The organism is Pseudomonas taiwanensis, from assembly GCF_013393345.1.
In the GTDB taxonomy this organism is placed as follows: Bacteria; Pseudomonadota; Gammaproteobacteria; order Pseudomonadales; family Pseudomonadaceae; genus Metapseudomonas; species Metapseudomonas resinovorans_C.
Genome location: NZ_QJRF01000077.1, coordinates 103,281 through 125,359, shown reverse-complemented (window position 1 = coordinate 125,359; position 22,079 = coordinate 103,281). Strand labels below are relative to the sequence as shown.

Sequence of the window (22,079 nt, the reverse complement as noted above, 5' to 3'; positions counted from 1 at the left end):
CTCGGTCTTCCAGGTCGGCCTACTCATGAGATATCGCGATGCTGATGACTTCCGAGGCTACCTTGCCGACGGCGCCAAGCTTCACCGCGTTGCTGCGCTACCGCGTGGCCGCTACCCCCGATGCACCCATGCTGCTCGATACTCAGGGTACATGCCTGAGCTTCGCCGAATACGCAGCGCAAGCCGAACGGATGGCCGCTTACTTGTTCGACCAGGGCGTACGCCCCGGAATGAAAGTGACGTGGCAGCTGCCCACCACGCTTGAGGCGGCGGTGCTGATCGCGGCACTGTCCCGCCTGGGGGTGGTGCAGAACCCTGTCATACACCTTTATCGTGAGCACGAGGTACGCCAGGTTTTGCGGCAGAATCGCCCCGCTTGCTTCATCGTTTCAGAGCGAGGGGAGGGCAACAGGCTGGCTGAAACCGTCCACCAGTCGGCCACCCGGGAGGGTCTTCGCTTGAAGGTTCTGGCATTGCCTGCGCGTCTTCCGAGTATGGGACGGGCCAAATTGCCGCTACCTCCAAAGGCTGACGACGTTCCAGCCTGGGTGTTCTACACCTCTGGCACGACTTCGGCGCCCAAGGGGGCATTGCACTGCGACGCCGCACTGATCGAGGCAGGCCGTGGCCTGGCCGAGAGCTACCAGTTCTCGCCGACGGACGTTGGCACAATCGCCTATCCCATCGCGCATATCGGCGGTCCCATGTACCTCGCCATGCTGATGATTGGCGGTGGTTCGGCGTTGCTGATGGAGCAGTTTTCTCCAACTGCGGCACGAGAGCTCTTCCAGCGCTACCGGGTGACCCTCAGTGGTGGCGCCACCGCACATTACCTGGGTTTTCTCAACGAGCAGGTGGGCCAGCCCGGCGAGCGGCTTTATCCAACGCTGCGCGTGCTCGGCGGCGGCGGCTCGGCGAGGCCGCCGGAGGTATTCCTGCGCGCTAGGAAGGAGTTGGGAGTGACTATCTGCCACAGCTACGGCATGACCGAATGCCCGGCATTGACCATCGCCCCGCTCCAGTCGAGCGAAGAGCAACTGGCCTTCACCGACGGCGTTCCGCGGAGTGACTTGGAAGTTCGCATTGTGCAAGCGGACGGTACATTGGCGCCTCAGGGCGTGGTCGGAGAGGTTAGGGTTCGGGGACGTGGCGTGTTTCTCGGTTATGCGGACCCGGCGCAGAATGCGGAAGCATTCGACGCCGATGGTTTCTACCGGACTGGAGATCTGGCGGTGCAGAGGGAAGACGGGTATTTGACGATCACCGGACGGCTTAAGGACATCATTATCCGCAAGGGCGAGAATATCTCCGCCAAGGAAATCGAAGACCTGCTGTGTGCCCACTCGAAGGTATCTGATGCTGCCGTTATCGGACTGCCGGATTTCGAGCGCGGTGAACGTATTTGTGCAGTGATCGAACTGCGTCCTGGCGCCGAGCCGCTGGAGTTCGAGGAAATGCGTGCCTACTTCGAGCAAGCCGCGGTAATGCGACAGAAAATCCCTGAGCAGCTCGAGATCATGGAGCGTCTTCCGCGCAATGACTCGCTGAACAAGGTGTTGAAGAACAAACTGCGCGAGATGTTCGCCGACAGTTGAAGAAGTTGTTGGTGGGGCGCTGTCGGGAGGCGTGCTAGGGATGGCCTGAAATAGCCATGTATTCCTGGCTGACTTCAGCGTCCGCCGATTTTTTGAAAGCGGTCAATTGATCAAAAACACTCGGATCATCAGCGCTTCCCTATCTTTTTCGCCGCCGCGGGCACCTCGCGACAGTCAGTTTCCGCATTACAGACGCACCTCACCTGTGGTTGCCAGCAAATGCCGACGTGCCATCCACAGGTTCGACAGGGCGAACAGCGTCACCAACTGCGCGGTGTTCTTCGCCAGTCCCCGGAAGCGCACCTTCACGTAACCGAACTGGCGCTTGATCACCCGAAACGGGAAGTCTTCTTCAGCGTTTCCCTAGTCGAGCTCTCGCTTGAGGTTGCGAAGCAGTGGGCGAAGTAGCTTGGCCAACTGCAAGCGCTCCTCCACGCTCATGCGATACACCGGCGAATGCTCGAGTTCGCGCTGTGAACAGAGGAGCCGGTGGATCAGCTCGCGACCGGATTCGGTAAGACTAATTAGTTGCGCATGGGCATCGGCTGGGTCGCGACGGCGACTGATCAGGCCAACTTGCTCGGTACGTTCGATGTGCCGCGAGGTTGCCGGCAAGGGGATAGGGCAGATCCGCACCAGATCGGCTTGGCTGCATTCCCGTGGCGCATCCGGGCGATCGAGTGTGGCCAGCAACAGCACCTGTGCGCTGCTCAGGTTGAAGCGGGACGCGGCTCGCTCCGAGAGACTTTCCAGGTAGGTGGCCACTAGGCGCAGGCGGACGATAATGCCCACCGATAGGCTGTCATGCTCCGGCCAGGCCTGCGCCCAGTGCTCCATGGTGCTGTCGATCTCGTCGAATTCGCGTTGCGTCGTCGGTGCGTGTTGCGCTTCTACCGTTTCCAACACCCTGTCCCGCAGGTCGCTGAATTGCAACGATAGCCTCTCCAGCACCGCTGGGTTTGCCGCATAGAGCCGCATACGGCCGAGGCGCCGCTCGAACACCAGATTGGCGAGCTTGAGCACCTTCAGGTGTTGGGATACCGCCGACTGAGTGACCGGCAGTTCGGCGGTGATCACTTTTACCGTCTTGGGGCCGTCCAGCAGCAATCGAAAGATCGCTCGCCGGGTGGCATCGGCCAGTGGACGGAACAGGACATCGCCTTGCAGACGGTCGTCGGCGGCATTCGAGGTCAGCATCGTGCAGGGTCTGTAAGGAATCGGTCCATATCGGTCACGTCCGGGAGCGGGGCATACCCAGCCCTTGTTCGGCAATCAGGCTGCGGTGGATTTCGCTGGTGCCACCGTAGATGGTCATGCCGATGGATTGGCGGTACCCCAGTTCGACCAGGCCGACACCGTGGTCGTCGCGGAGCAGCGAGTAGGGCGCGCATAGCTCCATCAGATCGACCGCATCGCGTTGATACTGCTCGGTGGAGAACAGCTTGGACATGGGCCCGTAGGCGGCGCGGTTCGGGGCTTTGGCCTGGACCGACCAGGTGGCGCGGTAGCAGAGGTCGCGAGCGATGGTGGTGTGCACCGCGACCTTGGCCAGGCGGCGGCGCACATCCTGCTCGCCCAGGCGGCCCTGTTCGCGGGCCCAGTCCACAGCGTGACGGTACATGTTCCAGAAGCTGATGCGGTACTGGTCGCCGCTGTGCTCCAGCTCCAGGGTCGCGGCCATCACCGAGGTGCCAGCGTTGACCTCGCCGACGCGGTAGCGGTCGGGCAGGCGCACGCCGCTCAGGTAGGTGATGTTGGTGCGCTCGTCCTGCACGGTGTACACCGGGTGCACCTCGATGCCCGGCAGGTCCATCGGCACCAGGAACAGGGTCAGGCCGGCGTGTTTCGGTGCGTCCGGATCGGTGCGTGCGAGCAGGAAACAGTAATCGGCCAGGTTCGCCGCGGTGGTGAAAATCTTCTGTCCCTCGATCAGCCAGTCGCCCTCGACGGTGCGGGTGGCGCGGGTCCTGGCTGCGAAAACATCGGAGCCGCAGGACGGTTCGCTGAAGCCGAGGCAGGCCAGGGCCTCGCCGCGGGCGAAGCGGGGCAGCGCCTCTTGCTTGGCCTCCTCGGAGGCGAAGCGCATGACGATCTGCGCCACCTGGTTGGTGATGGGGCCAGTGATGCGCTGCCAGTTGAACGACTCGAAGACCTCCTGCAGGGCGTGCATGTCAAAGGCGTTCTTGCCACGACCACCCCATTCTTCCGGCCAGTGCGGGTAGAGCAATCCGGCCTCGGCCAACTGGCGGTTGAAGCCCGCATGGTAGCCGTCCACCGAGTGGTGGGCGTGGGCCTTGAGGTCGTCGGTCAGGTTGGTCTCGAAGAAGGTACGTACTTCTTCGGCGAAGCGCGCCGCCGCGTCGCCGTAGCCGAATTCCAGGCTCACCTCGCCGGCTTCGGGCAGTGGTGTGTCGGACTCCGGATTCCAGAGACGATCGGCGATGGCGTCCAACTCCTGTACCGGATCGCCGGTCAGCAGGGACCAGGCGCGAGCGCGGCGATAGTACAGCTGGATGTCGTACTCCAGCGACACGCCGTAGCCACCGAAGCTGTGCAGGGCTCGGGCCACGGCACGGTTTGCGGACTGTCCGGACCACCACCAGGCCATGGGCACCAGGGCGGAGGCATCTGGCTCGTTGCGAGCGATGGCGGAGACAGCATGCCAGAGTAACAAGTGGGCACCTTCGATTTCGGTCAGAGCGTCAGCCAGGGGATGAGCGATACCCTGGAAGCTGCCTATGAGCTTGCCGAACTGCGAACGCTCGCAAGAATAGTCGGCGGCCAACTGGATAGCCTGGCGAGCCAGTCCGGCGAGCATGGCACCCTTGAGCAGCTTCCATTCTTCCACCGCCGCGAGAAAGGTGCGGCGCGCACCATCGCTGGAGGCCAGGTGCTGGCGCTCCAAACTGGCCAATTCGTTGATGTCCAGCACGACGCAGCTGTCGCTGCCTAGATTGACCTGTTGCCGTTGCAGGGCCTCTCCGCGCAAGGCAAAAATCCGCTTCCCCTCCATGGCCAGCACTGCCTCGGCGGCGCGCGCGCCCGGTAGCACCAACGGCGCTGTTTCGTCCAACGGCTGTGGTAGCAGGCTGACCACCGCACCTTGAGCGATACGCGACAGCAACTCGGCCGCTTCGGGACCGTCCAATTGGGCCAGCAGGCGTGCCGCAGGCAGACTTTCGGCTATGGGCGCGCTGACGAGATGGCGACCGGCTTCCTCGGCAACCAGCAGGGCTTCCAGCATTCCCATGTCGCTGCCACCGGCTTCGGCCGGGACCCGCATCATGGGGATGCCGAGCTCCACCAGCTTTTCCCATAGGTTCCGGTCGAAGCCGTCGGCTTCGGCTTCGCGCACGCGAGTCGGGGTGGATTCGCTGGCGAACAACCGAGCGACCGTGTCTCGCAGCATCAGTTGTTCTTCGGTAAACGACAAATTCATGGCAAAACCTCAATGCTGGTGGGGGTTACTGCTCGTCTTCCATCACCTTCAGCGGCCCCCTCGGGTAGCCTTCGGCCTCATAGAACTGCTTGCACCATTCACGCAGGGCGCGGTAGCCGGCGACGTCCCGCTTGGCGAAGATCGGTTGCTGGCGGAAGCGCTGGTGACGCCACATGCGCGCGTCCTCCTCGAACAGCTCCTCGGTTTGTCGGGCCATTTCACGCACGTGCTGGGGCATTACGTCAGGCGACTTCGGATCGCGTGGGAAGAAGTAGCTGACGCGCAGATCCGAGCTCTCGTCGTCCACCGGCGTGCAGGAAAGCACCAGTCGGCGGCCCAGCGCGCCGTGTTCGAAGATGGTGAAGGACAGGCCCACGCCAGCATTGCGCGCGTGCAGGCGCAGGGCGATTTCCTTGGTGTGCTTATTGAGGAAGCCCATCTGCGACTTCCACACCCTGGTACTGGTGTCGAAGTCCAGCAGCACAGGATCTTCCGGGGCATTGTGCGTATAGCGGAAATGCGCGGTATCCGCTGCGTTCTCAGTCATCAATTGCGGATGGATACGCTCGTCGGGCTTGAAGACGATGGCATCGGGATAACAGGGATAGAAATCTTTGGGATCCGCCGGAAGTTCCGGGTGTGCGAAGGTATCCGGCAGCTCCCAGCCTTCACGGGGCTGGCCTCCAAGGTTCGACGGGTCATGCCAGAGGAAGAGGATGCCGTGGCGCTCCACTACATGCCATTTGCGCATCTTCTTTGGAATCTTGCGCTCCTCGCCCGGAATCAGGGTGTTCTGCCCCTCAGCTCCCCACTCCCAGCCGTGGTAGGGGCAGGCTATGCAGTCACCCTTTACCTTGCCGCCGTAGCCCAGATGGGCGCCCATATGCGGGCAGTGGGCGTCGAGCACGGTCAGTACACCGGCGTCGCTGCGAAAAGCCACTAGCTCATGCCCGAAGTACTTCATCGGCTTGACGCCGCCTGGGGGGATTTCCGCACTCCAGCCGATCTGGAACCAGCCGGTGGGCTTCATGGACAGGTTGAGCATCTTTTTTCTATGCCTCTTCTTGTTGTTTTCAGCAGCATGCCGTGCTTCAGGGCTTGGCGTAGAGATTGCGCAATTCGATCTTGTTGACCTTTCCGGTCACCAGCTTGGGCAGGGCGTCTACGACTATGACCTTCTTCGGCTTCTTGTAGCTGGCGATAAGACTGCGGCTGTGCTCGATGAGATCAGCTTCACTGGCACTGTGGCCGGTCTTGAAGGTGATGACCGCACAGACGTTTTCTCCCCACTTGGCATCGGGGATGCCAATCACCGCGCATTCCGATACGGCAGGGTGCTGCAGCAGAGCTTCTTCCACTTCGCGGGAGTACACGTTCTCGCCGCCGGTGATGATCATGTCCTTCTTGCGGTCCACCAGGTACAGGAAGCCGTCCTCGTCGAAGCGGCCCATGTCGCCGGTATGGCACCAGCCGTCGCGCAGGGTCTCCAGGGTGGCGCCGTGGTTGTTCCAGTAGCCGCGGAACATGGCGCTGCTCCTGGCGAGGATTTCGCCGGGTTCGCCCATTGGGCACTCGTCGCCGTTCTCATCTACCACCTTGGCCAGCAGGTTGGGGTATGGCTTGCCCACCGAGCCGAGTCGCTTGCGATCCTTCTCGCTGCCATCCGGCCGGTGTTGTTCCGGAGAGAGGCAGAACATGCAGATCTCGCTCTGACCGAAGAGGTTGACGAAACCGCAGCCGTCAAATACCTCGATGGCGCGCTTGAGGACCGGTACCGGCATGGGCGCAGCGGAATAGATGATGGTGCGGACGCTGGAAAGATCGGCCTCGGCCACATACGGGTGGTCGAGCACCATCTGGACCATGGTCGGAGCGAGCAGCAGGATGCTGAGGCGTTCCTGCTCAATGGCCTTGAGCACGTCCAGTGGCTCGAACTGGCGCTGCAGGTAGGCGGCGCCACCACGCACGTGCTGGGACAGGCTGATGACCATGCCGCCCAGATGGAACATGGGCATGACGATCAGCGTGACATCCGGCTGCTGCATGTCGCACAACCAGGTATCCACCTGAGCCAGTTGGCGGTATTCGCGATGACCCCAGATCACGCCCTTGGGCTTGCCGGTTGTACCGCTGGTGTAAATCAGGCAGCAGATGTCTTCCTCGTTGGAACGAATCGGCGGGCCGGCCTCGTCCCCGGTGCTGAAGAAGTCCTCGTGATGCACGGCCCAGTCGGTTTCGCCTCCGATGCAGACGTAGGTCTGTACCGAAGGCAGCTCATGGCGCAGTTGCTCCATTACCGGCAGGTACTGGGCCTCGAAGAAGAACAGCTTGGGCGCGCCGTCGCGGATGATGCTGGCGATCTCCGCTGGCGCCAGGCGGAAGTTGACCGGCGCCAGGATGAAACCAGCCCACTGGGTGGCGGCCATTATTTCGCCGAACTCGATGGAGTTCATCGACAGGATGCCGACACGGTCCTGGCGGCGTACTCCAGCCCGATAGATGGCAGAGCCGATCAGCCTGGCGCTGGTCAGGAGCTCGCCGTGGCTGATGCGCCGCTCGTTCTGAATATAGGCCGGCTCATCGGTGTAGAAGCGGGCGCGCTGCTCCAGGTCGTCGGCGAAGGAAAGGGGCAGGTAGTCATGCATTGAGGGCACTCCGCAGGGGGCGACCATCGGCCGGTCTCAGGTCGGCGTTGGAGCGGTCGAGGTGGAATTCGCTATCGCCGAAGCGCTTGTCGTAGACCACTGCGGCCTTGTAGTGGTGGCCCACGGCGTATTCGTCGGTAGTGCCGATGCCGCCATGGAGCTGGATGCCCTGACCGCTGACGAAGTACTGGGCGCGGGACACCACCACCTTGGCACCGGAAATGGCCAGGCGGCGTTGCAGGGGATCGCCTGATTCCACTGCTCGAATGGCGCTGAACAGCATGGAGCGCGCCTGATCGGTCTCGACGAACATTTCCGCCATGCGGTGTTGCAGGGCCTGGAACTGGGCCAGGGGCTGCCCGTATTGCACACGGGTCTTGAGGTAATCGGCGGTCATGGCCATGACCTGCTCCATGGAGCCCAGGCACGCGGCGCTGGTAGCCAACACTGCGTGGTCGAGGGCTTCCTCCAGGATTTCCTGGGCTGCCTCGCCGCGAATGAGCAGGGCGCTTTCCGGAATTACTACATGGTCCAGGGTGATGTCAGCCGCGCGGGTTCCGTCGATCAGCTCGTAGCTGTCCAGCACCGCCCCCACCGGGTGACGCTCGACCAGGAACAGGGCGAAATCACCGGTGCCTTCGATTTCGGCACTCACCACCCAGTGGTCGGCGCTGGCGCCGTGGAAGACCCGGTGCTTGACGCCGGAAAGGCTCCAGCCGTTGGACACTGGACGGGCCTTGGTAGTCAGCTCGAAGTCGTACTCGTGGCGCATCTGCTGTTCCTGGTGCGCCAGCGCCAGTACCACTTCGCCAGTGGCTATCTGGCCGAGAAGGCGTTCGCGCAACTCGGGGTTGTCGCAGGCTCGCAGCAGGCGAGCGCAGAGCACGGCGGTGTCCACCAGTGGCTCGGCGACCAGGCCGCCTCCCAGCTGTTCCATCAGCAGAGCCAGATCATGGCTGCTGCCACCCAGGCCGCCGAATTCCTCGGGAATGTCCAGGGCCAACCAGCCCATTTCGGCGAAGGCGTTCCAGTGCTGGCGTGAAAAGCCTTCGGGGTTCTTGAACAGGTGCCGGCGGTCCTCGAAGGTGTAGCGTTCGCGGATGTAGCGCTCGGCGCTGTCGGCGAGCAGTTTCTGCTCATCAGAGAGATCGAAGTTCATGGTCAGAATCCGAACGCCAGTTTGGCGATGATGTTTTTCTGGACTTCCATGGCACCGCCATAGATGGTGCAGGCCCGAAGGTACATGAGGTCGGTGGTCACGCCCGCTGTATAGGCCGGCCAGAGTGGGTTGCCGGTCGGCTCGGCGTAGGCCTCGTCGCGGCGGTACTGGCGCAGGCTGCGCTGACCCAGGGCTTCCACCATCATCTCGGTGAGCTTCTGCTGCAGGCTGGAGCCGCGTACCTTGAGTACCGAGGCGCAGGCAGCGATAGGATGGCGGCTGGGGGCTTCGTGCATTACCCGCAACACTGACCATTCCAGGGCCTCTACCTCCAGACGCAAGGCGCCGAAGCGACGGGCGAAGTTCGGATCCTCCAGCAGTGGGCGGCCGTCCTTGAGTTCCTGGCTGGCAATGGTGCGAATGCGTTCCAGGTCGCCACGCGCCTTGTACAGGTCGGCGCTGGAGGTACGCTCGTTGGAAAGAAGGAACTTGGCCTGGGTCCAAGCGCTGCCCGGCTGACCGATCAGGTTCTCGCGCGGCACCCGGACATTGTCGAGGAACACCTCGCAGGTAGAACCCTCGCCATTGATCATGGGGATCTGGCGCACGGTGACGCCTGGCGTGCGCATGTCGATGATGATCATCGAGATGCCTTTCTGCGGACGGTCGCTGTTCTCGGTACGAACCAGGAAGAAGCCCTGCTCGCAGTACTGACCTTCGGTAGTCCAGAGCTTCTGGCCGTTGATCACATAATGGTCGCCGTCGAGCACTGCGTTGGTCTTGAGCGATGCCAGGTCGGAGCCTGCGCCCGGCTCGGAGAAGCCCTGGGCCCACATTTCCTCGCCCTTGAGGATGGCCGGCAGATATCGGGCCTTCTGCTCCGGGCTGCCGAAGGTATAGAGAACGGGCCCGATCAGGCGCAGACCCTGCCAGCGCAGCTCAGGGGCGCCCGCCAGCCAGGATTCGTACTCGAAGATGTGGGTCCTGAGGTGCGACCAACCGGTTCCGCCATACTCTACCGGCCAATGGGGAGCGGCCCAGCCTTTGTCATGCAGGGCCCGATTCCACCAGCGGCGGTCATCCTCGTTTGGCGGATGCATGCCGGTGCGGCTGCGGCGAATCACATCGCCGGGCAGGTTGGCCTTGAGGAAGGCGCGGACTTCGTCGCGAAACGCTTCGTCTTCCGGGGAGAGATTCAGTTGCATGGCAATTTCCTTCAACAGATTTCCTGTTCTCGATCAGCAGGCCAGAGGGCGCAGTGGCGCCGTTCCGGAGCAAAGGCTGTGGACCGCGCGGTAGGCGTCATGGACCGCATCGCCGATACGTCCACCGCGACGCGCGTCGCCGATCACGGTGACCGGCAACTGGGCCTCCAGCAGGCCGCGCAGTAGGCTCTCGTCAGGGCGTCGACCCTGGGCGATGAGTACGGCACTGGTCTGCAACTCGCTGCTGCTGCCGTCTTGGTGGCGCAGCAGCACGCGACCGTCGTCGTCGATGCGCTCGATGCTGGCGTTGTCCTGAATCTGGATGCGTGGGTTTTCCAGCAGGCGGCGCTTGAGTACGCCCCGGTAGATCATCTCCGCCGAGCGAGCGAGTTGTTCGGCCGGAGAACGGCTCACTAGCACGACCTCATGACCTTGTTCGCTGAGCAGTTCGGCGGTTTCACAACCGGTCTCTCCGCCGCCATAGACCAGCACCGGCCGCTCGCCGATCTCGACGGGCAGGCGCGCGCTGTCACCCATCAGCAGCTCGTAGGCGTCGCGTACGGCAGGGCCGTCCGCGCCCTGTATAGGCATACGGATAGGCTGGCCGCCGGTAGCCAGAAGGACGATGGCCGGAGCTTCACCTTGGGTGAGATCGGCCAGGCCTACCCGGCTTCCCAGGCGCACCACTACCTCGCTTCGCTCAAGCTGGCGGTGCAGGTAGTCCAGGTACCAGGTGAGCTTGTCCTTGAAAGGAGGGGCAGCCGAAGCTATCAGGCCGCCACCCAGTACAGAGCGAGACTCGTGCAGCTCGGTGGCGAATCCAGCCTGCTGGAGCATGAGCGCTGCGGCCATGCCGCCAGGGCCGCCGCCAATCACCACGGCGCGTTGGCCCCGTCGGCTACCAGCGTCCGGCAGGCTGTCCAACTCATGGCCGGTGCGCGGGTTTTCGGCGCATCCGATGGCCCCGTCGGCAGCCGAGCTGATGGCAACGCAGTAATTGCAGGACGTGCAGGGGCGGATGCAGTCTCGTTCGCCACGTCGGGCCTTGTTCGCCCACTCCGGGTCGGCCAACAGCGGCCGGCCGAGGGCGATCATGTCGGCGTCGCCGTCGCGAATAGCCCGCTCGGCGGTTTCCGGCCAGCGGATCTGGCCGACGCTGATTACGGGTATGCCGGTGGCGGCGCGAATGCGCCGGGAGTAGGGGAGGCGCCAACCTTCGGGGGTGGACATGGGTTCCACTACCTTGTCGAAACTGGTCCAGCCCAGGCCGATGGAAACGTGCAAGGCATCCACCCCGGCCGCGACAAGCTTGGGCGCGATGCGCTCCATGTCGTCGATGGAAAGGCCTTCAGGGGTGAACTCGTCCGCTGACAGGCGGAAGATCAATGGCCGGTCGCCGATGCTCTGTCGTACCCGCTGAATTACCCGACGCGGAAAATTGAGCCGGCGTTCCTCGTCCCCGCCCCAACGGTCGGTACGTTGGTTGGAGTAGGGCGAGAGGAAGGACGTCAGCAGGTAGCCGTGGGCGCCGTGCAGTTCGACGGCCTGGTAACCGGCCTGCACACCCAGTTCGGCAGCGCGGCCGAAGGCCTCGATCAGGCGCTCGACCTCGGCGTCGTCCATGGCGCGCGCCATCAGTCGACCAGAGCGCGTAGCGACATCACTGGGCGCGATGGGCATGCCATCTGCCAGGAGGTCGCGTTTGGCGCCGCGACCGCCGTGCTGCAGCTGCAGGCAGGCAACCGCGCCGGCGGAGGTAATGGCTTCCACCAGGCGCTGGTGCCCGGCCACCTGGGCTGGGGATTCCAGAGTCAGTTGGCGATGCTCGGAGCGGCCGGTCGCGCCTTCCACGCAGCAGAACTCGACGATGATCATCCCCGTGCCGCCGGCCGCGCGTTCGCGATAGAAGGCGATCTGCTCGGGGGTAACGAAACCATCCGTGCTGCCCAGGTTGGTGGACATCGGTGCCATCACTGTGCGGTTGGGAATTCGCAGGTTGCGCAGGACCAGGTCCTGGAACAAATGGGGGTAGGGAGCGTCGGGCATTGTTGCCTCCTTGTTTTACCGCTCTTGGCCTTCGCCTCTGAGGCAGGATCTCGCCTGACGTCGTCGAGGCGCGTCTGTTGATGATGTATAGCTGACGATATATCAGTTATAGCGACAGCGCTAGGGGCTATGCGAGAGAATGAAGTTGGAGGCCAAAGCAGGTGGAATGGCGCTGCTGCTGACGTTGAGAATGATGATCAAAGCGGAGTGGGGGAGGAGTAAGGAGCGCCGTTCGTCGCTGCAGCGGGGGTTCCGGCCCTGCCCTGATTACCCGCTTAAGCCGCTCTGGGTCGCTATTCTTGATGTGGCAACGCGTTTGCCTCGATAGAATTTTTTGCCAGCTGGCGGTCTTGGTTATTGCGCAGTCAACTCGCCATCAGGATGGTTAAGTTACTGATTGGAAACGGAAACCTTGGGGCTGATCATTTTTTCTGGGCGAAGGGGTTGCGCAAAGCTGACTGTATGTTAGCTTATGGCCCAGGAGTTCCGGTCGATAGGGCTTTACCGTGGGCCGGCCGACTCCTCCCTTGCCGATGTTCCGACCGCCTCCTGGCGTGCGGGACCGACAATAAAAACCGATCTGAATCGGAGATGCAGCCAAGTGAAAAGAACAAAAACAAGAAGTGCTTGCAGTGGTGTTTCTGGCCGTCCAAGCCCTTCCAAGCTGTCCTGCTCGATCGCGCTGATCCTGGGTGCGGCGGGAACCACTAGCGTACAGGCCATGCCCTTCGACACCGGTAATCCGGACCTCGAAGTTCGCTGGGACAACACCATCCGCTACAACGCCGGGTGGCGTATGGAGGGGCAGAACGACCATTTCAACCGTTCGCCTTTCTTCGATGACACCGAAAATAAATTCGACCGCGGGGACATGGTGACCAATCGCCTGGACCTGCTGACCGAACTCGATGTCGTCTGGCAGAAGAGGCACGGCTTCCGCGTCAGTGCTGCTGGTTGGTACGACGACGTCTACCAGGACAGTGCAGAGCCGAACGATGCTCTTGCGAGGAGCGGTAACTACACCAACAACCATTACAACTCCTACGCGACGCGTTATATCGCTGGTCCGTCCGGGGAGTTTCTGGATGCCTTCGTCTTCACCGGTTTCCAACTGGGCAACGTCGGGGTAGACATCAAGGCTGGCCAGCACAACGTCTACTGGGGCGAGTCGCTGTTCACTCTCGGCAACAGCATTGCTTACTCCCAGGGTCCGGTGGATACCATCAAGGCGGCCACCAGCCCGGGTTCGGAAGCGAAGGAGCTGTTCCTGCCGCTCGACCAGATTTCCACCACCATTCAGCTAACCGATGAGCTGGCACTATCGGCGCAGTATCTGCTCGACTGGAAACCCTTCCGCCTGGTGCCGGGCGGTACCTATTTCGCCCCGTCCGATGGTGCGCGCTCTGATCTGGGTTCGGCGCCTGCAGTGTTCCGCATTCCTAACGGAGACGACCTGGAGCCCGATAAGACCGGTGATTTCGGTGTGAACCTGCGCTGGAGTCCTTACTGGCTTGAGGGAACCGCCGGTCTTTACTACCGCAAGTTCAGTGAGAAGCTGCCCTGGAGCTTTACCCAGCTTGGTGTGACTCAGGTTGCGCCCGGCGTGTTCCGGCCGCTGCCCAACGCCATTCGTCTCAACTACGCCCGGGACACTGAGCTGTACGGCTTCAGTTTGACCAAGAACATCGGCACCGTCAGCGTCGCAGGTGAGGTTTCTTATCGCAAGAACACCGCCCTGAACTCGGTAGCTGGCTACACCGTACTGCCACGTGACAATGCCCAAGCAACTTATGATGAGGCAGAGGGTGCGCGGGGCAATAGCTGGCATGCCCTGGTCAACGGCATTTACCTGCTACCCAAGACTGCGCTCTGGGAAGGGGGCACACTGCAAGGCGAACTGACCTACAACCGCTTGGACAAGATCACCGAGAACGAAGCTCGCTTTAATGATCGCGCCCACGCCTGCGTCACTGCCTTCACCGAGAACTGCGCTACCAAGGACTCCTGGGGTATGCAGGTCGGTTTCACCCCCGAATGGCCACAGCTGTTCCCTGGCTGGGATGTGTCGATGCCGGTTACCGTGGCCTACGGCCTGGACGGCAACAGCCCGACCCTGGGTGGGACAGCCGAAGACGCTTACAACTACTCGATCGGTATCAGCGGCAAATACCGCCAGGTACACAACTTCACGTTGAAGTGGATCGATTCGTACGCCGACTATGACGTCAACCCGGCGCGTAACTACGTGACGAGCGACTACACCAACGGCGCGGCTGTGCAGAACAACCATGGCTGGTTGTCCTTCACGTATAAGGCGACTTTCTAGTCCGTTCCCCTTTTCCTGCCCGATGTGAGGGAATAGTTGATGAACTACAAGAAGATGTTGATGTTGGGTGCCACCGGTGTGCTGCTCGCAGGCCAGGTGGTTGCCGCACCTACGGATGAAGAGATCAGTCAACTCGGTAACACCCTGACGCCTCTCGGGGCGATCAAGGCTGCTAACGCAGACGGCACCATCCCCGCCTGGGACGGTGGTCTGTGCAGCGCTCCGGCTGACTACAAACCGATCATGGGTGCCAAAGGTGGCTCGCCCTATGTCGATCCCTTTGCCAGCGAAAAGCCGGTGCTCAGTATTACCGCGGCCAACCTTGCTCAGTATAAGGACAAGCTCGACGAAGGCACCCAGGAGCTGTTCAAGCGCTACCCGGACACCTTCCGTGTCGATGTCTATCCGACCCACCGGACTGCTTGCTATCCGCAATGGGTTTATGACAACACCATCAAGCGTGTGAAGAACCCCAAGCTGGTCGGCGGCGCTCCTGGTCTGGAAGGCGCACATGCGCAAATTCCGTTCCCCATCCCCAAGGATGGCTACGAGGCCATGTGGAACGCCAACGTCAAGTACGAGCTACCGTTCTCCGAGGGTACCCAGGCGGCCTACCTCATAGACAGTTCCGGCGGCGTGAGCCTGACCAGTGTCCAGAAAATCGAGAACCGCAACCTGTACTGGGACAACGACATCGAGAAGGTGCCGGACAACCAGCCGTACTGGGCGCTGATCGCGTCGACCAGCGAGCCGTCCTCTTCCGCTGGTGTCAAGCAGATGCGTTTCAACTTCCTGAACGTCCACGAGCGCGACGCGATGGCGTGGTCGTACGTGCCTGGTCAACGCCGCGTGCGCCTGGCGCCGGAGTTCAAGTACGACACCGTCAGTACCTCCAGCGGCGGCATCCTGCTGTTCGATGAAATCAACGGTTTCGACGGCAAGATGGACAAGTTCGACTTCAAGCTTGTCGGGCGTAAGGAGATGTACGTGCCTTACAACGCGTACAAGGCCTGGAGCGTCGATCCGAAGGTCGCCAATACGCCGAAACACCTGAACCCCGATGTGCTGCGCTGGGAACTGCACCGCGTGTGGGTAGTGGAAGCGACTCTCAAGTCGGGCGAACGCCATGTACAGAAGGTCAAGCGTTTCCTGCTCGACGAGGACAGCTGGAGCATCTTGGTCTACCACTCGCTGGATCAGGCTGGGAAGGTCCATCACCTGATGTACCAGCCGTCCATCCAGCAATACGAGAAGCCTGCGTATCGGAACGGCCAGTATGTTCTCTATGACATGACCAAGGGTGTATACGGCAACGGCTCCCTGATGGGCGCGCCGAAGATGACCGGTTTCTTCCAGGTCCCGCCGTACCCGGCAAGTTTCTTCACTTCCGGGGCGCTGGCGAGTGGTGGGGTGCGCTGAGCGCCCCACTGTAGGGTTTGAGCGTTGGGGGGAGAAATCCCCCTTTTTTTTCTGGCCGTTCAAGGATTGAATGCAAAAAAGGTCCGGCGCTGCTGTGAGGTTGAAATGGTTGCTGTACGTAATCTGCTCTTGATGCTCCTCCTTCCGTACTGCCTGCAGGCCGTCGCCGGGCAAGCAGTCGACTTCGTCGATCCGCTGGATCGACCTGCTTCCCAGGTGAGGAATCTGACGGCAGCACACCTTAATGCGGTGGCCGCGGCAGGAGATCGTCTGGTGGCAGTTGGCGCCAGGGGGCTGATCATGGTCTCCGACGACGCCGGGGCGACCTGGAATCAGGTCGACTCGCCAGTTTCCTCCGATCTTCTGGCGGTGCAGTTCCCAACGCCACAGCAAGGCTGGGCGGTGGGACACGAGGGGGCGGTACTGCACAGTGCTGACCAGGGAAAAAGCTGGGTCAAGCAGTACGACGGCCGGCAGGCCGCGAAAGAACTGGTGGATCACTTCACCAGACTGGCAGAGAGCGGGGACGCAGCCGCTCAGACGTACCTCGACGGGGTCAAACTGAACTACAAGGACGGCCCGGAGCAGGCGCTGATGGACGTCTGGTTCGTCGACGACCAGCGTGGTTTTGCTGCCGGCACGTTCGGCACCCTGCTGGCCACCCAGGATGGCGGCAAGACCTGGGAATCCTGGATGGAGCGGGTGGATAACCCGGAATTCCTGCACTACCTGGCGATTGCTGGTTCCGGCGAGCAGATCTTCATTGCTTCCGAGCGCGGCATCGTCTTCCGGTTTAACAAGTCCACCGGGCGTTTCGACCAGGTGGAAACCGGCTACACCGGAAGTTACTTCGGCATAGAGGTCACCCCTCAGGTCGTGATTGCCGCAGGCTTGCGTGGTACCGCCTACAAATCCCTGGACCATGGCGTGTCCTGGGCCCCACTGGAAACCGGGGTGAAAGTAGCCCTGAGCGATGTCCAGGTACTACCGGATGGGCGAGTCCTGCTGGCCAGCGTGGACGGCCGCGTCAGCATTAGTGACGCGAAGCTTGAAAGTTTCGCGCCAGTAGCCACCGGCCGGCCCGGACGATTCTCCAGCCTGGCATTTTTGCCAGGTGGCAAGGCGGTCACCGTTGGCTACTCCGGTGCACGCCAAGTAAGCCTGCAGTAGGCACCAGTCGCAATACAGAACAACAAGAGGCGAATATGGCTTTTTCAAGCGCACTCGACATGCCTGTCATTTCCGATCCGCAGCAGTTCGACAGAGCAAGCGGGAACTGGTTGGAACGCCTGGTGTTCAACCATCGCGGCGTGGTCATCCTGCTCTGTGCGTTGCTGACCCTGTTCTTCGGCTGGAGCGCGCTCAAGCTGCCGGTCAATACCAGCTTCGAGAAGATGATCCCGCAGTCCCACCCCTATATTCAGAACTACTTCAAGCATCGCGACGCCCTGCGTGGCATGGGCAACTCCACGCGCATCGTGGTGGAGAACACCCAGGGCGACATCTTCGACAAGGACTACCTGCTGGCACTGCAGAAAGTGAACGATGCCGTGTTCCTCATGCCTGGTGTCGACCAAGGCTGGATGCGCGGGCTTTGGACTAGCAGCCTGCGCTGGACCGAGGTCACGGAAGAAGGCTATCGCGGTGGCCCGGTTATCCCCGACCGCTGGGATGGCAGCCCGGCCTCCATGGAGCGTTTGCGGGAGAACATTACCCGTGCCGGCATAGTCGGCAGCTATGTGGCCAACAATCTGCGCTCCTCGATGATTTTCGTGCCTTTGCTGGACATCAATCCTGAGACCGGTAAGCCACTGGATTACTCTGAGTTCTCCAAGCAGTTGGAGAGCCAGGTTCGTTCCCTTGAGAACGACAAGATCAAGATTCATATCATCGGTTTCGCCAAGCTGGTGGGCGACCTCATCGATGGTCTGTATGACGTTATGGCCTACTTCGCCTACTCGGTGCTGATTGCCAGCGCCCTGGTGCTGGCCTACACCCGCTGCCTGCGCAGTACGCTCCTGCTGGTTTTCTGCGCGATGCTCGGCGTGGTTTGGCTTTTGGGGTTGCTCAGTGTTCTCGGCTACGTGCTCGATCCGTATTCGATCCTGGTGCCATTCCTGATTTTTGCCATCGGTCTGTCCCATGGCGCACAGAAAATGAACGGCATCATGCAGGACGTGGGGCGCGGAACCCATAAGTACATCGCCGCCCGCTATACCTTCCGCCGCCTGTTCATGGCAGGCCTTACGGCGCTGCTGGTGAACATCGTCGGCTTCGCTGTGCTGATGATCATCGACATCCCGGTGATCCGTGACATGGCGCTGACCACCAGCCTTGGCGTGGCAGTTCTGATCTTCACCAAGCTGTTCCTTATCCCGGTGCTGTTGTCCTACTTCGGCGTCAGCCCTGCTGCGGCAAAGCGCAGCGTGCAGTCTGCACAGGAGCTGGAAGCCGGACGCAGCCCGATGCAGACCGTGCGCACCTGGCTGATTCGCCTGACCGAACGCCGGCGCGCTACCGCAACCGTTTGCGCTGCGGTAGTGCTGACCGGGATCGGGCTTTCGATTAGCCAACATGTCAAATTCGGCGACCTCAATCCGGGAGCTCCCGAACTGCGGCCAGAGTCCCGCTATAACCGCGACGTCGCCTTCGTCAGCCAGAACTACGGCCTGTCTACCGACCAGTTTGTTGTGATGCTGAAGACGCCACTGGGCGAGTGCACCAAGTTCGCGTCGGTAGTCGAAGCGGATCGCCTGAGCGCACGCTTACGCGAGTTGCCAGGCGTGCAGACGACCTTCTCGCCGGCCGATGGTATTCGTCTGGCCACCTCGGGGACGTTCGAGGGCAACCCCAAGTGGATGACCATCCCGGTCAACGAAAGCAACCGCACGCAAGCCTTCAACATGTTCTCCACGGACCGCCCGGAACTGGCCGACCGTAGCTGCGCCATCACTCCCATAGTTGCGTACCTGGCTGACCACAAGGCCGCCACCCTTGACCAGGTAGTTCAGGAAGTGGAGCACTACGCTGCCGAGTACAACACGCAAAACCGGGAATTCATCCTGGCTGCTGGCAGTGCCGGGATCGAGGCCACCACCAACATAGTGGTCAAGCAGAGCTTCTGGACCTTGCACTTCGTGCTCTATGGCGCCGTCGCGTTGCTCTGTTTCATCACGTTCCGCAGCTGGCGTGCGGTTGTGGTGGCACTGATTCCGTTGATCATCACCTCAATACTTTGCGAGGCGCTGATGGTGATGCTCAACATCGGCATCAAGGTCGCGACCTTGCCGGTGATTGCGGTAGGCGTCGGTGTTGGGGTTGACTACGCCCTCTATCTGCTCAGTGTCCAACTCGGCATGCAACGTCAGGGCATTAGCCTGGCCAAATCCTATGAAGCTTCGCTGGATTTCGTCGGCCGCATCGTTGGACTGATTGGCCTAACCATGGCGGCCGGCGTGCTGCCCTGGATCTGGTCACCGATCAAGTTCCAGGCGGATATGGGCATCCTGCTCAGCTTCATGTTCCTCTGGAACATGCTGGGCGCGCTGGTATTGATTCCGGCCCTGTCCTACTTCCTCCTGCCCTCCGCCACCAGCGGTGAGCTGGCCCAGGTCGCGCCATCCGGGAGCGAGCCTCGGGAGACCACCGAGCCGGAGTCGGAATTGGCTGACGAGGATCGCCGAGCCCGACACTACCGGGCCACGGTCTGATAGAACGCCCGGGCGGCGAAGCAGGGTAGGGCGGGGCTCTTGCAGCAGGCCGTCCGGCCTGCTGTCGTGCGCCTGAAACCGCAATAATGCTTGGAAATCGAACCATGAAGCTTGGATTGGATGGACGTATTGCGTTGGTCTCGGGCGGCAGCAAGGGTATAGGCCGGGCCTGCAGCGAGATGCTCGCCGTCGAGGGATGTCGAGTAGTGGTGGTGGCTCGTGGTCAGCAAGCCCTGGATGAAACCGTGACGGCCATCCGCGCCAACGGAGGTATGGCTATCGGGGTGAGCGCAGACCTGACCCGCGAGGCCGACGTCCAGCGGGCCGTGGCCCTTGCTCGTGAGGCCTTCGGCGCACCGGATATCGTCATCACCAACGTCCATGGCGGAGATCCCGGGGACTTTCTGGAGGACAGCGCCGACGTTTTCACCGAGTCCTTCCAGGGCCTGGTGATGAGTGTGGTGCATCTGGCTCGGGCAACCCTGCCGCATATGCGGGAACAGCGCTGGGGGCGTCTGCTTACCATTGGCACGGCCGCTGCCAAGGAACCTGCGCCTGGGCTGCGCTTGATGGCAGCCAACACCGCGCGCGCCGGTGTGGTGACCCTTAACAAGCAACTGGCCGACGAGTTCGCTGCCTTCGGCATTACCGTCAATACCCTCGCCACCGGCTGGATCGCCACCGAGCATATGCGCGATCAGGTGGGCAAGATGGCCGCGGCCAAGGGCATGGCCCTGGACGACATGCTCCAGCGCTTGTCCCGTGGTGTGCCGGTGCAGCGAATGGGCCGCCCGGAGGAGATCGCGTCCCTGGCAACCTATCTCTGCTCAGAACTGGGTGGTTACCTCACCGGCTGCCTGATCCCGGTGGATGGCGGCGCACATCGCGCAGCCTGGTAAACATCATGGAACATCGACTCCTGGAAGCACCAACGCTCTGGGCACTGCTGCAGCGCCGAGTGGTGCTTACGCCCCAGGCCAACATGCTGATCGACGGGCGTCGCCGCCTACACCTAAGCTTCTCTCAAGGCCTGGATATTTCGGCGCGCCTGGCCGCCGGCTTTCAGCAGCGCGGTATCGGACCTGGCTCGGTGGTGACCTGGCAGTTGCCCACCGGGATAACTGCGGTAATGACCGCCCTTGCGCTGGCGCGCCTGGGGGCCGTGCAGAACCCGATCATTTCGCTCTATGGCGAGCGTGAAGTGCGCTGCATCGTGGAGCGCAACCGCTCAGACTTCCTATTGGTTCCAGGTGCAGCCGAGCGGGACTTTCCGGCAATGGCCGAGCGCATCCGCGACAGCCTGGAACGCCCCCCTCAGGTCATCGTCATGTCCGGCGACCTGCCCCAGGGCAAGGCCGCCGACCTTCCACCGGCCCCGGAAGACGGCGATGCGGTGCGCTGGGTCTACTACACCTCGGGTACCACTTCGGAACCCAAGGGAGCCTGCCACAGCGACCAGACGCTGATGATCGGTGGACGCAATCTGGCGCGGGCCATGGGAGTCGAATCCGCCGATGTGGGTACCGTGGCGTTCCCCTACGCCCATATAGGCGGTGCCATGTATACCGCCATGTTGCTTTCCAGCGGCATGAGCGCCGTGCTGCTGGATAGGTTCCAAGCGGTAGAAGCGTCGGCCATCTTCCGCCAGTTCGGTGTCACCACAACGGGTGGCAGCACTGCCCACTACGAAGCCTTGCTGGCGGAGCAGCGCCGCCAACCGGGCGAGCCACTGATACCATCGTTGCGCCTGCTCTGCGGCGGCGGCGCGCCCAAGCCGCCAGAACTCTACTACCAGGTGAAGGCCGAACTGGGCTGCGTGCTGACCCACAACTACGGCATGACCGAGGTGCCGCTGATCTGTGCCGGTTCCCCCGGCCATGGAGACGATCAGTTGGCCTTCTCCGAAGGTCTGCCCGTCGAAGACATAGAGCTGCGCATCGTGCGCCCGGACGGTAGTCTTGCTGCCGTGGGGGAGAGCGGCGAAATACGAGTACGCGGCCGTGGCGTGTTCAAGGGCTATACGGACAAGGCATTGGAAGCGGATGCGTTCGATGCTGATGGCTTCTTCCGCACCGGCGACCTCGGCCTGCTACGCACCGATGGCCGGGTGACGCTCACCGGGCGCCTCAAGGACGTGATCATCCGCAAGGGCGAGAACATCTCCGCGCGGGAGCTTGAGGATATTCTCTACGGTCATCCCAAAGTGCGCGCAGTCGCCGTGATAGGCCTACCCGACGCCGAGCGGGGAGAGCGGGTCTGCGCGGTAGTCGAGCCTGCCGAGGGCCAGCCGCCGCTTGCGTTCGAGGAAATGGTCGCTTACTTCTGGGCCAGCGGGATCATGGTGCAGAAGATCCCGGAGCAGTTGGAACTGGTGGAGCGCCTGCCGCGCAACGAGACCCTGAACAAGGTTCTCAAGCATGTCCTCAGGGAGCGCTTCGCCAGCTGAAGCATCGAGGGCGGTGGAAGCCCAATGGTCGTCCGGTAAATGTGGGGGACCAATTCATCCGCGAATGAACCCGCCCCCACGCAGAGCGC

14 protein-coding genes and 1 pseudogene are annotated in these 22,079 nt (G+C 62.0%); 7 read left to right on the top strand and 8 right to left on the bottom strand.

Going from position 1 to position 22,079, the window contains the following annotated elements; translation table 11 throughout:
• Nucleotides 1-38: 38 nt before the first annotated feature.
• The gene (locus tag DM872_RS29155) at nucleotides 39-1,595 is read left to right on the top strand and encodes an AMP-binding protein (protein WP_234358201.1); all 1,557 of its coding nucleotides are present in this window, start codon (nucleotides 39-41) and stop codon (nucleotides 1,593-1,595) included.
• A gap of 186 nt (nucleotides 1,596-1,781) precedes the next feature.
• Here DM872_RS29155 and DM872_RS29150 read toward each other — a convergent pair.
• The 8 genes and pseudogenes from DM872_RS29150 to DM872_RS29115 form a co-directional block, all read right to left on the bottom strand.
• Nucleotides 1,782-1,952, bottom strand: a pseudogene (locus tag DM872_RS29150) (IS5/IS1182 family transposase); the annotation flags it as partial.
• A 6-nt stretch (nucleotides 1,953-1,958) separates the two neighbouring features.
• A complete protein-coding gene (locus DM872_RS29145) occupies nucleotides 1,959-2,792 on the bottom strand; it encodes a metalloregulator ArsR/SmtB family transcription factor (protein WP_077523166.1) in 834 nt (277 codons plus the stop codon).
• 34 nt (nucleotides 2,793-2,826) lie between these two features.
• The gene (locus DM872_RS29140; protein WP_077523164.1) at nucleotides 2,827-5,034 is read right to left on the bottom strand and encodes an acyl-CoA dehydrogenase; all 2,208 of its coding nucleotides are present in this window, start codon (nucleotides 5,032-5,034) and stop codon (nucleotides 2,827-2,829) included.
• 25 nt (nucleotides 5,035-5,059) lie between these two features.
• Nucleotides 5,060-6,079, bottom strand: a complete 1,020-nt coding sequence (locus DM872_RS29135; RefSeq protein WP_077523162.1) for a Rieske 2Fe-2S domain-containing protein — start codon at nucleotides 6,077-6,079, stop codon at nucleotides 5,060-5,062.
• A 46-nt stretch (nucleotides 6,080-6,125) separates the two neighbouring features.
• The gene (locus DM872_RS29130; protein WP_077523160.1) at nucleotides 6,126-7,679 is read right to left on the bottom strand and encodes a class I adenylate-forming enzyme family protein; all 1,554 of its coding nucleotides are present in this window, start codon (nucleotides 7,677-7,679) and stop codon (nucleotides 6,126-6,128) included.
• Nucleotides 7,672-8,838 (bottom strand): acyl-CoA dehydrogenase family protein, encoded by a 1,167-nt coding sequence (locus DM872_RS29125; protein ID WP_077523158.1) that lies wholly within the window; start codon nucleotides 8,836-8,838, stop codon nucleotides 7,672-7,674. Before DM872_RS29125 ends, DM872_RS29130 begins: the two co-directional genes overlap by 8 nt.
• 2 nt (nucleotides 8,839-8,840) lie before the next feature.
• Complete coding sequence (locus DM872_RS29120; RefSeq protein WP_179062653.1) at nucleotides 8,841-10,043, bottom strand: acyl-CoA dehydrogenase family protein; 1,203 nt, start codon at nucleotides 10,041-10,043, stop codon at nucleotides 8,841-8,843.
• A 33-nt stretch (nucleotides 10,044-10,076) separates the two neighbouring features.
• Nucleotides 10,077-12,089: an oxidoreductase gene (locus DM872_RS29115; RefSeq protein WP_077523154.1), complete on the bottom strand. Its 2,013-nt coding sequence runs from the start codon at nucleotides 12,087-12,089 to the stop codon at nucleotides 10,077-10,079.
• Nucleotides 12,090-12,561: 472 nt separating this feature from the next.
• On the opposite strand from DM872_RS29115, the gene DM872_RS29110 reads away from it, so the two are divergent.
• The 6 genes from DM872_RS29110 to DM872_RS29085 all read left to right on the top strand — a co-directional run bounded on the left by DM872_RS29110 (nucleotide 12,562) and on the right by DM872_RS29085 (nucleotide 21,990).
• On the top strand, nucleotides 12,562-14,415 hold the full coding sequence (locus DM872_RS29110) for a DUF1302 domain-containing protein (protein ID WP_373273750.1): 1,854 nt from the start codon (nucleotides 12,562-12,564) through the stop codon (nucleotides 14,413-14,415).
• Between the two features lie 39 nt (nucleotides 14,416-14,454).
• Nucleotides 14,455-15,834, top strand: coding sequence for a DUF1329 domain-containing protein (locus DM872_RS29105; RefSeq protein ID WP_179062651.1), 1,380 nt, complete (start codon nucleotides 14,455-14,457; stop codon nucleotides 15,832-15,834).
• Nucleotides 15,835-15,939: 105 nt separating this feature from the next.
• On the top strand, nucleotides 15,940-17,004 hold the full coding sequence (locus DM872_RS29100; RefSeq protein WP_179062650.1) for a WD40/YVTN/BNR-like repeat-containing protein: 1,065 nt from the start codon (nucleotides 15,940-15,942) through the stop codon (nucleotides 17,002-17,004).
• Nucleotides 17,005-17,039: 35 nt separating this feature from the next.
• Nucleotides 17,040-19,544, top strand: a complete 2,505-nt coding sequence (locus tag DM872_RS29095) for an efflux RND transporter permease subunit (protein ID WP_179062649.1) — start codon at nucleotides 17,040-17,042, stop codon at nucleotides 19,542-19,544.
• Between the two features lie 104 nt (nucleotides 19,545-19,648).
• The gene (locus DM872_RS29090) at nucleotides 19,649-20,443 is read left to right on the top strand and encodes an SDR family oxidoreductase (protein WP_179062648.1); all 795 of its coding nucleotides are present in this window, start codon (nucleotides 19,649-19,651) and stop codon (nucleotides 20,441-20,443) included.
• Nucleotides 20,444-20,448: 5 nt separating this feature from the next.
• Entirely contained in the window at nucleotides 20,449-21,990 is a 1,542-nt protein-coding gene (locus DM872_RS29085; RefSeq protein WP_179062647.1) for an AMP-binding protein, read from the top strand.
• Nucleotides 21,991-22,079 lie beyond the last annotated feature (89 nt).

Bases quoted from the DNA above. Each gene is read 5' to 3' on its own strand.
- DM872_RS29115 (WP_077523154.1), bottom strand. From the start codon at position 12,089: ATGCCCGACGCTCCCTACCCCCATTTGTTCCAGGACCTGGTCCTGCGC.
- DM872_RS29095 (WP_179062649.1), top strand. From the start codon at position 17,040: ATGGCTTTTTCAAGCGCACTCGACATGCCTGTCATTTCCGATCCGCAG.
- DM872_RS29105 (WP_179062651.1), top strand. From the start codon at position 14,455: ATGAACTACAAGAAGATGTTGATGTTGGGTGCCACCGGTGTGCTGCTC.
- DM872_RS29140 (WP_077523164.1), bottom strand. From the start codon at position 5,034: ATGAATTTGTCGTTTACCGAAGAACAACTGATGCTGCGAGACACGGTC.
- DM872_RS29135 (WP_077523162.1), bottom strand. From the start codon at position 6,079: ATGCTCAACCTGTCCATGAAGCCCACCGGCTGGTTCCAGATCGGCTGG.
- DM872_RS29090 (WP_179062648.1), top strand. From the start codon at position 19,649: ATGAAGCTTGGATTGGATGGACGTATTGCGTTGGTCTCGGGCGGCAGC.
- DM872_RS29100 (WP_179062650.1), top strand. From the start codon at position 15,940: ATGGTTGCTGTACGTAATCTGCTCTTGATGCTCCTCCTTCCGTACTGC.
- DM872_RS29120 (WP_179062653.1), bottom strand. From the start codon at position 10,043: ATGCAACTGAATCTCTCCCCGGAAGACGAAGCGTTTCGCGACGAAGTC.
- DM872_RS29130 (WP_077523160.1), bottom strand. From the start codon at position 7,679: ATGCATGACTACCTGCCCCTTTCCTTCGCCGACGACCTGGAGCAGCGC.
- DM872_RS29085 (WP_179062647.1), top strand. From the start codon at position 20,449: ATGGAACATCGACTCCTGGAAGCACCAACGCTCTGGGCACTGCTGCAG.
- DM872_RS29155 (WP_234358201.1), top strand. From the start codon at position 39: ATGCTGATGACTTCCGAGGCTACCTTGCCGACGGCGCCAAGCTTCACC.
- DM872_RS29110 (WP_373273750.1), top strand. From the start codon at position 12,562: ATGGCCCAGGAGTTCCGGTCGATAGGGCTTTACCGTGGGCCGGCCGAC.
- DM872_RS29125 (WP_077523158.1), bottom strand. From the start codon at position 8,838: ATGAACTTCGATCTCTCTGATGAGCAGAAACTGCTCGCCGACAGCGCC.
- DM872_RS29145 (WP_077523166.1), bottom strand. From the start codon at position 2,792: ATGCTGACCTCGAATGCCGCCGACGACCGTCTGCAAGGCGATGTCCTG.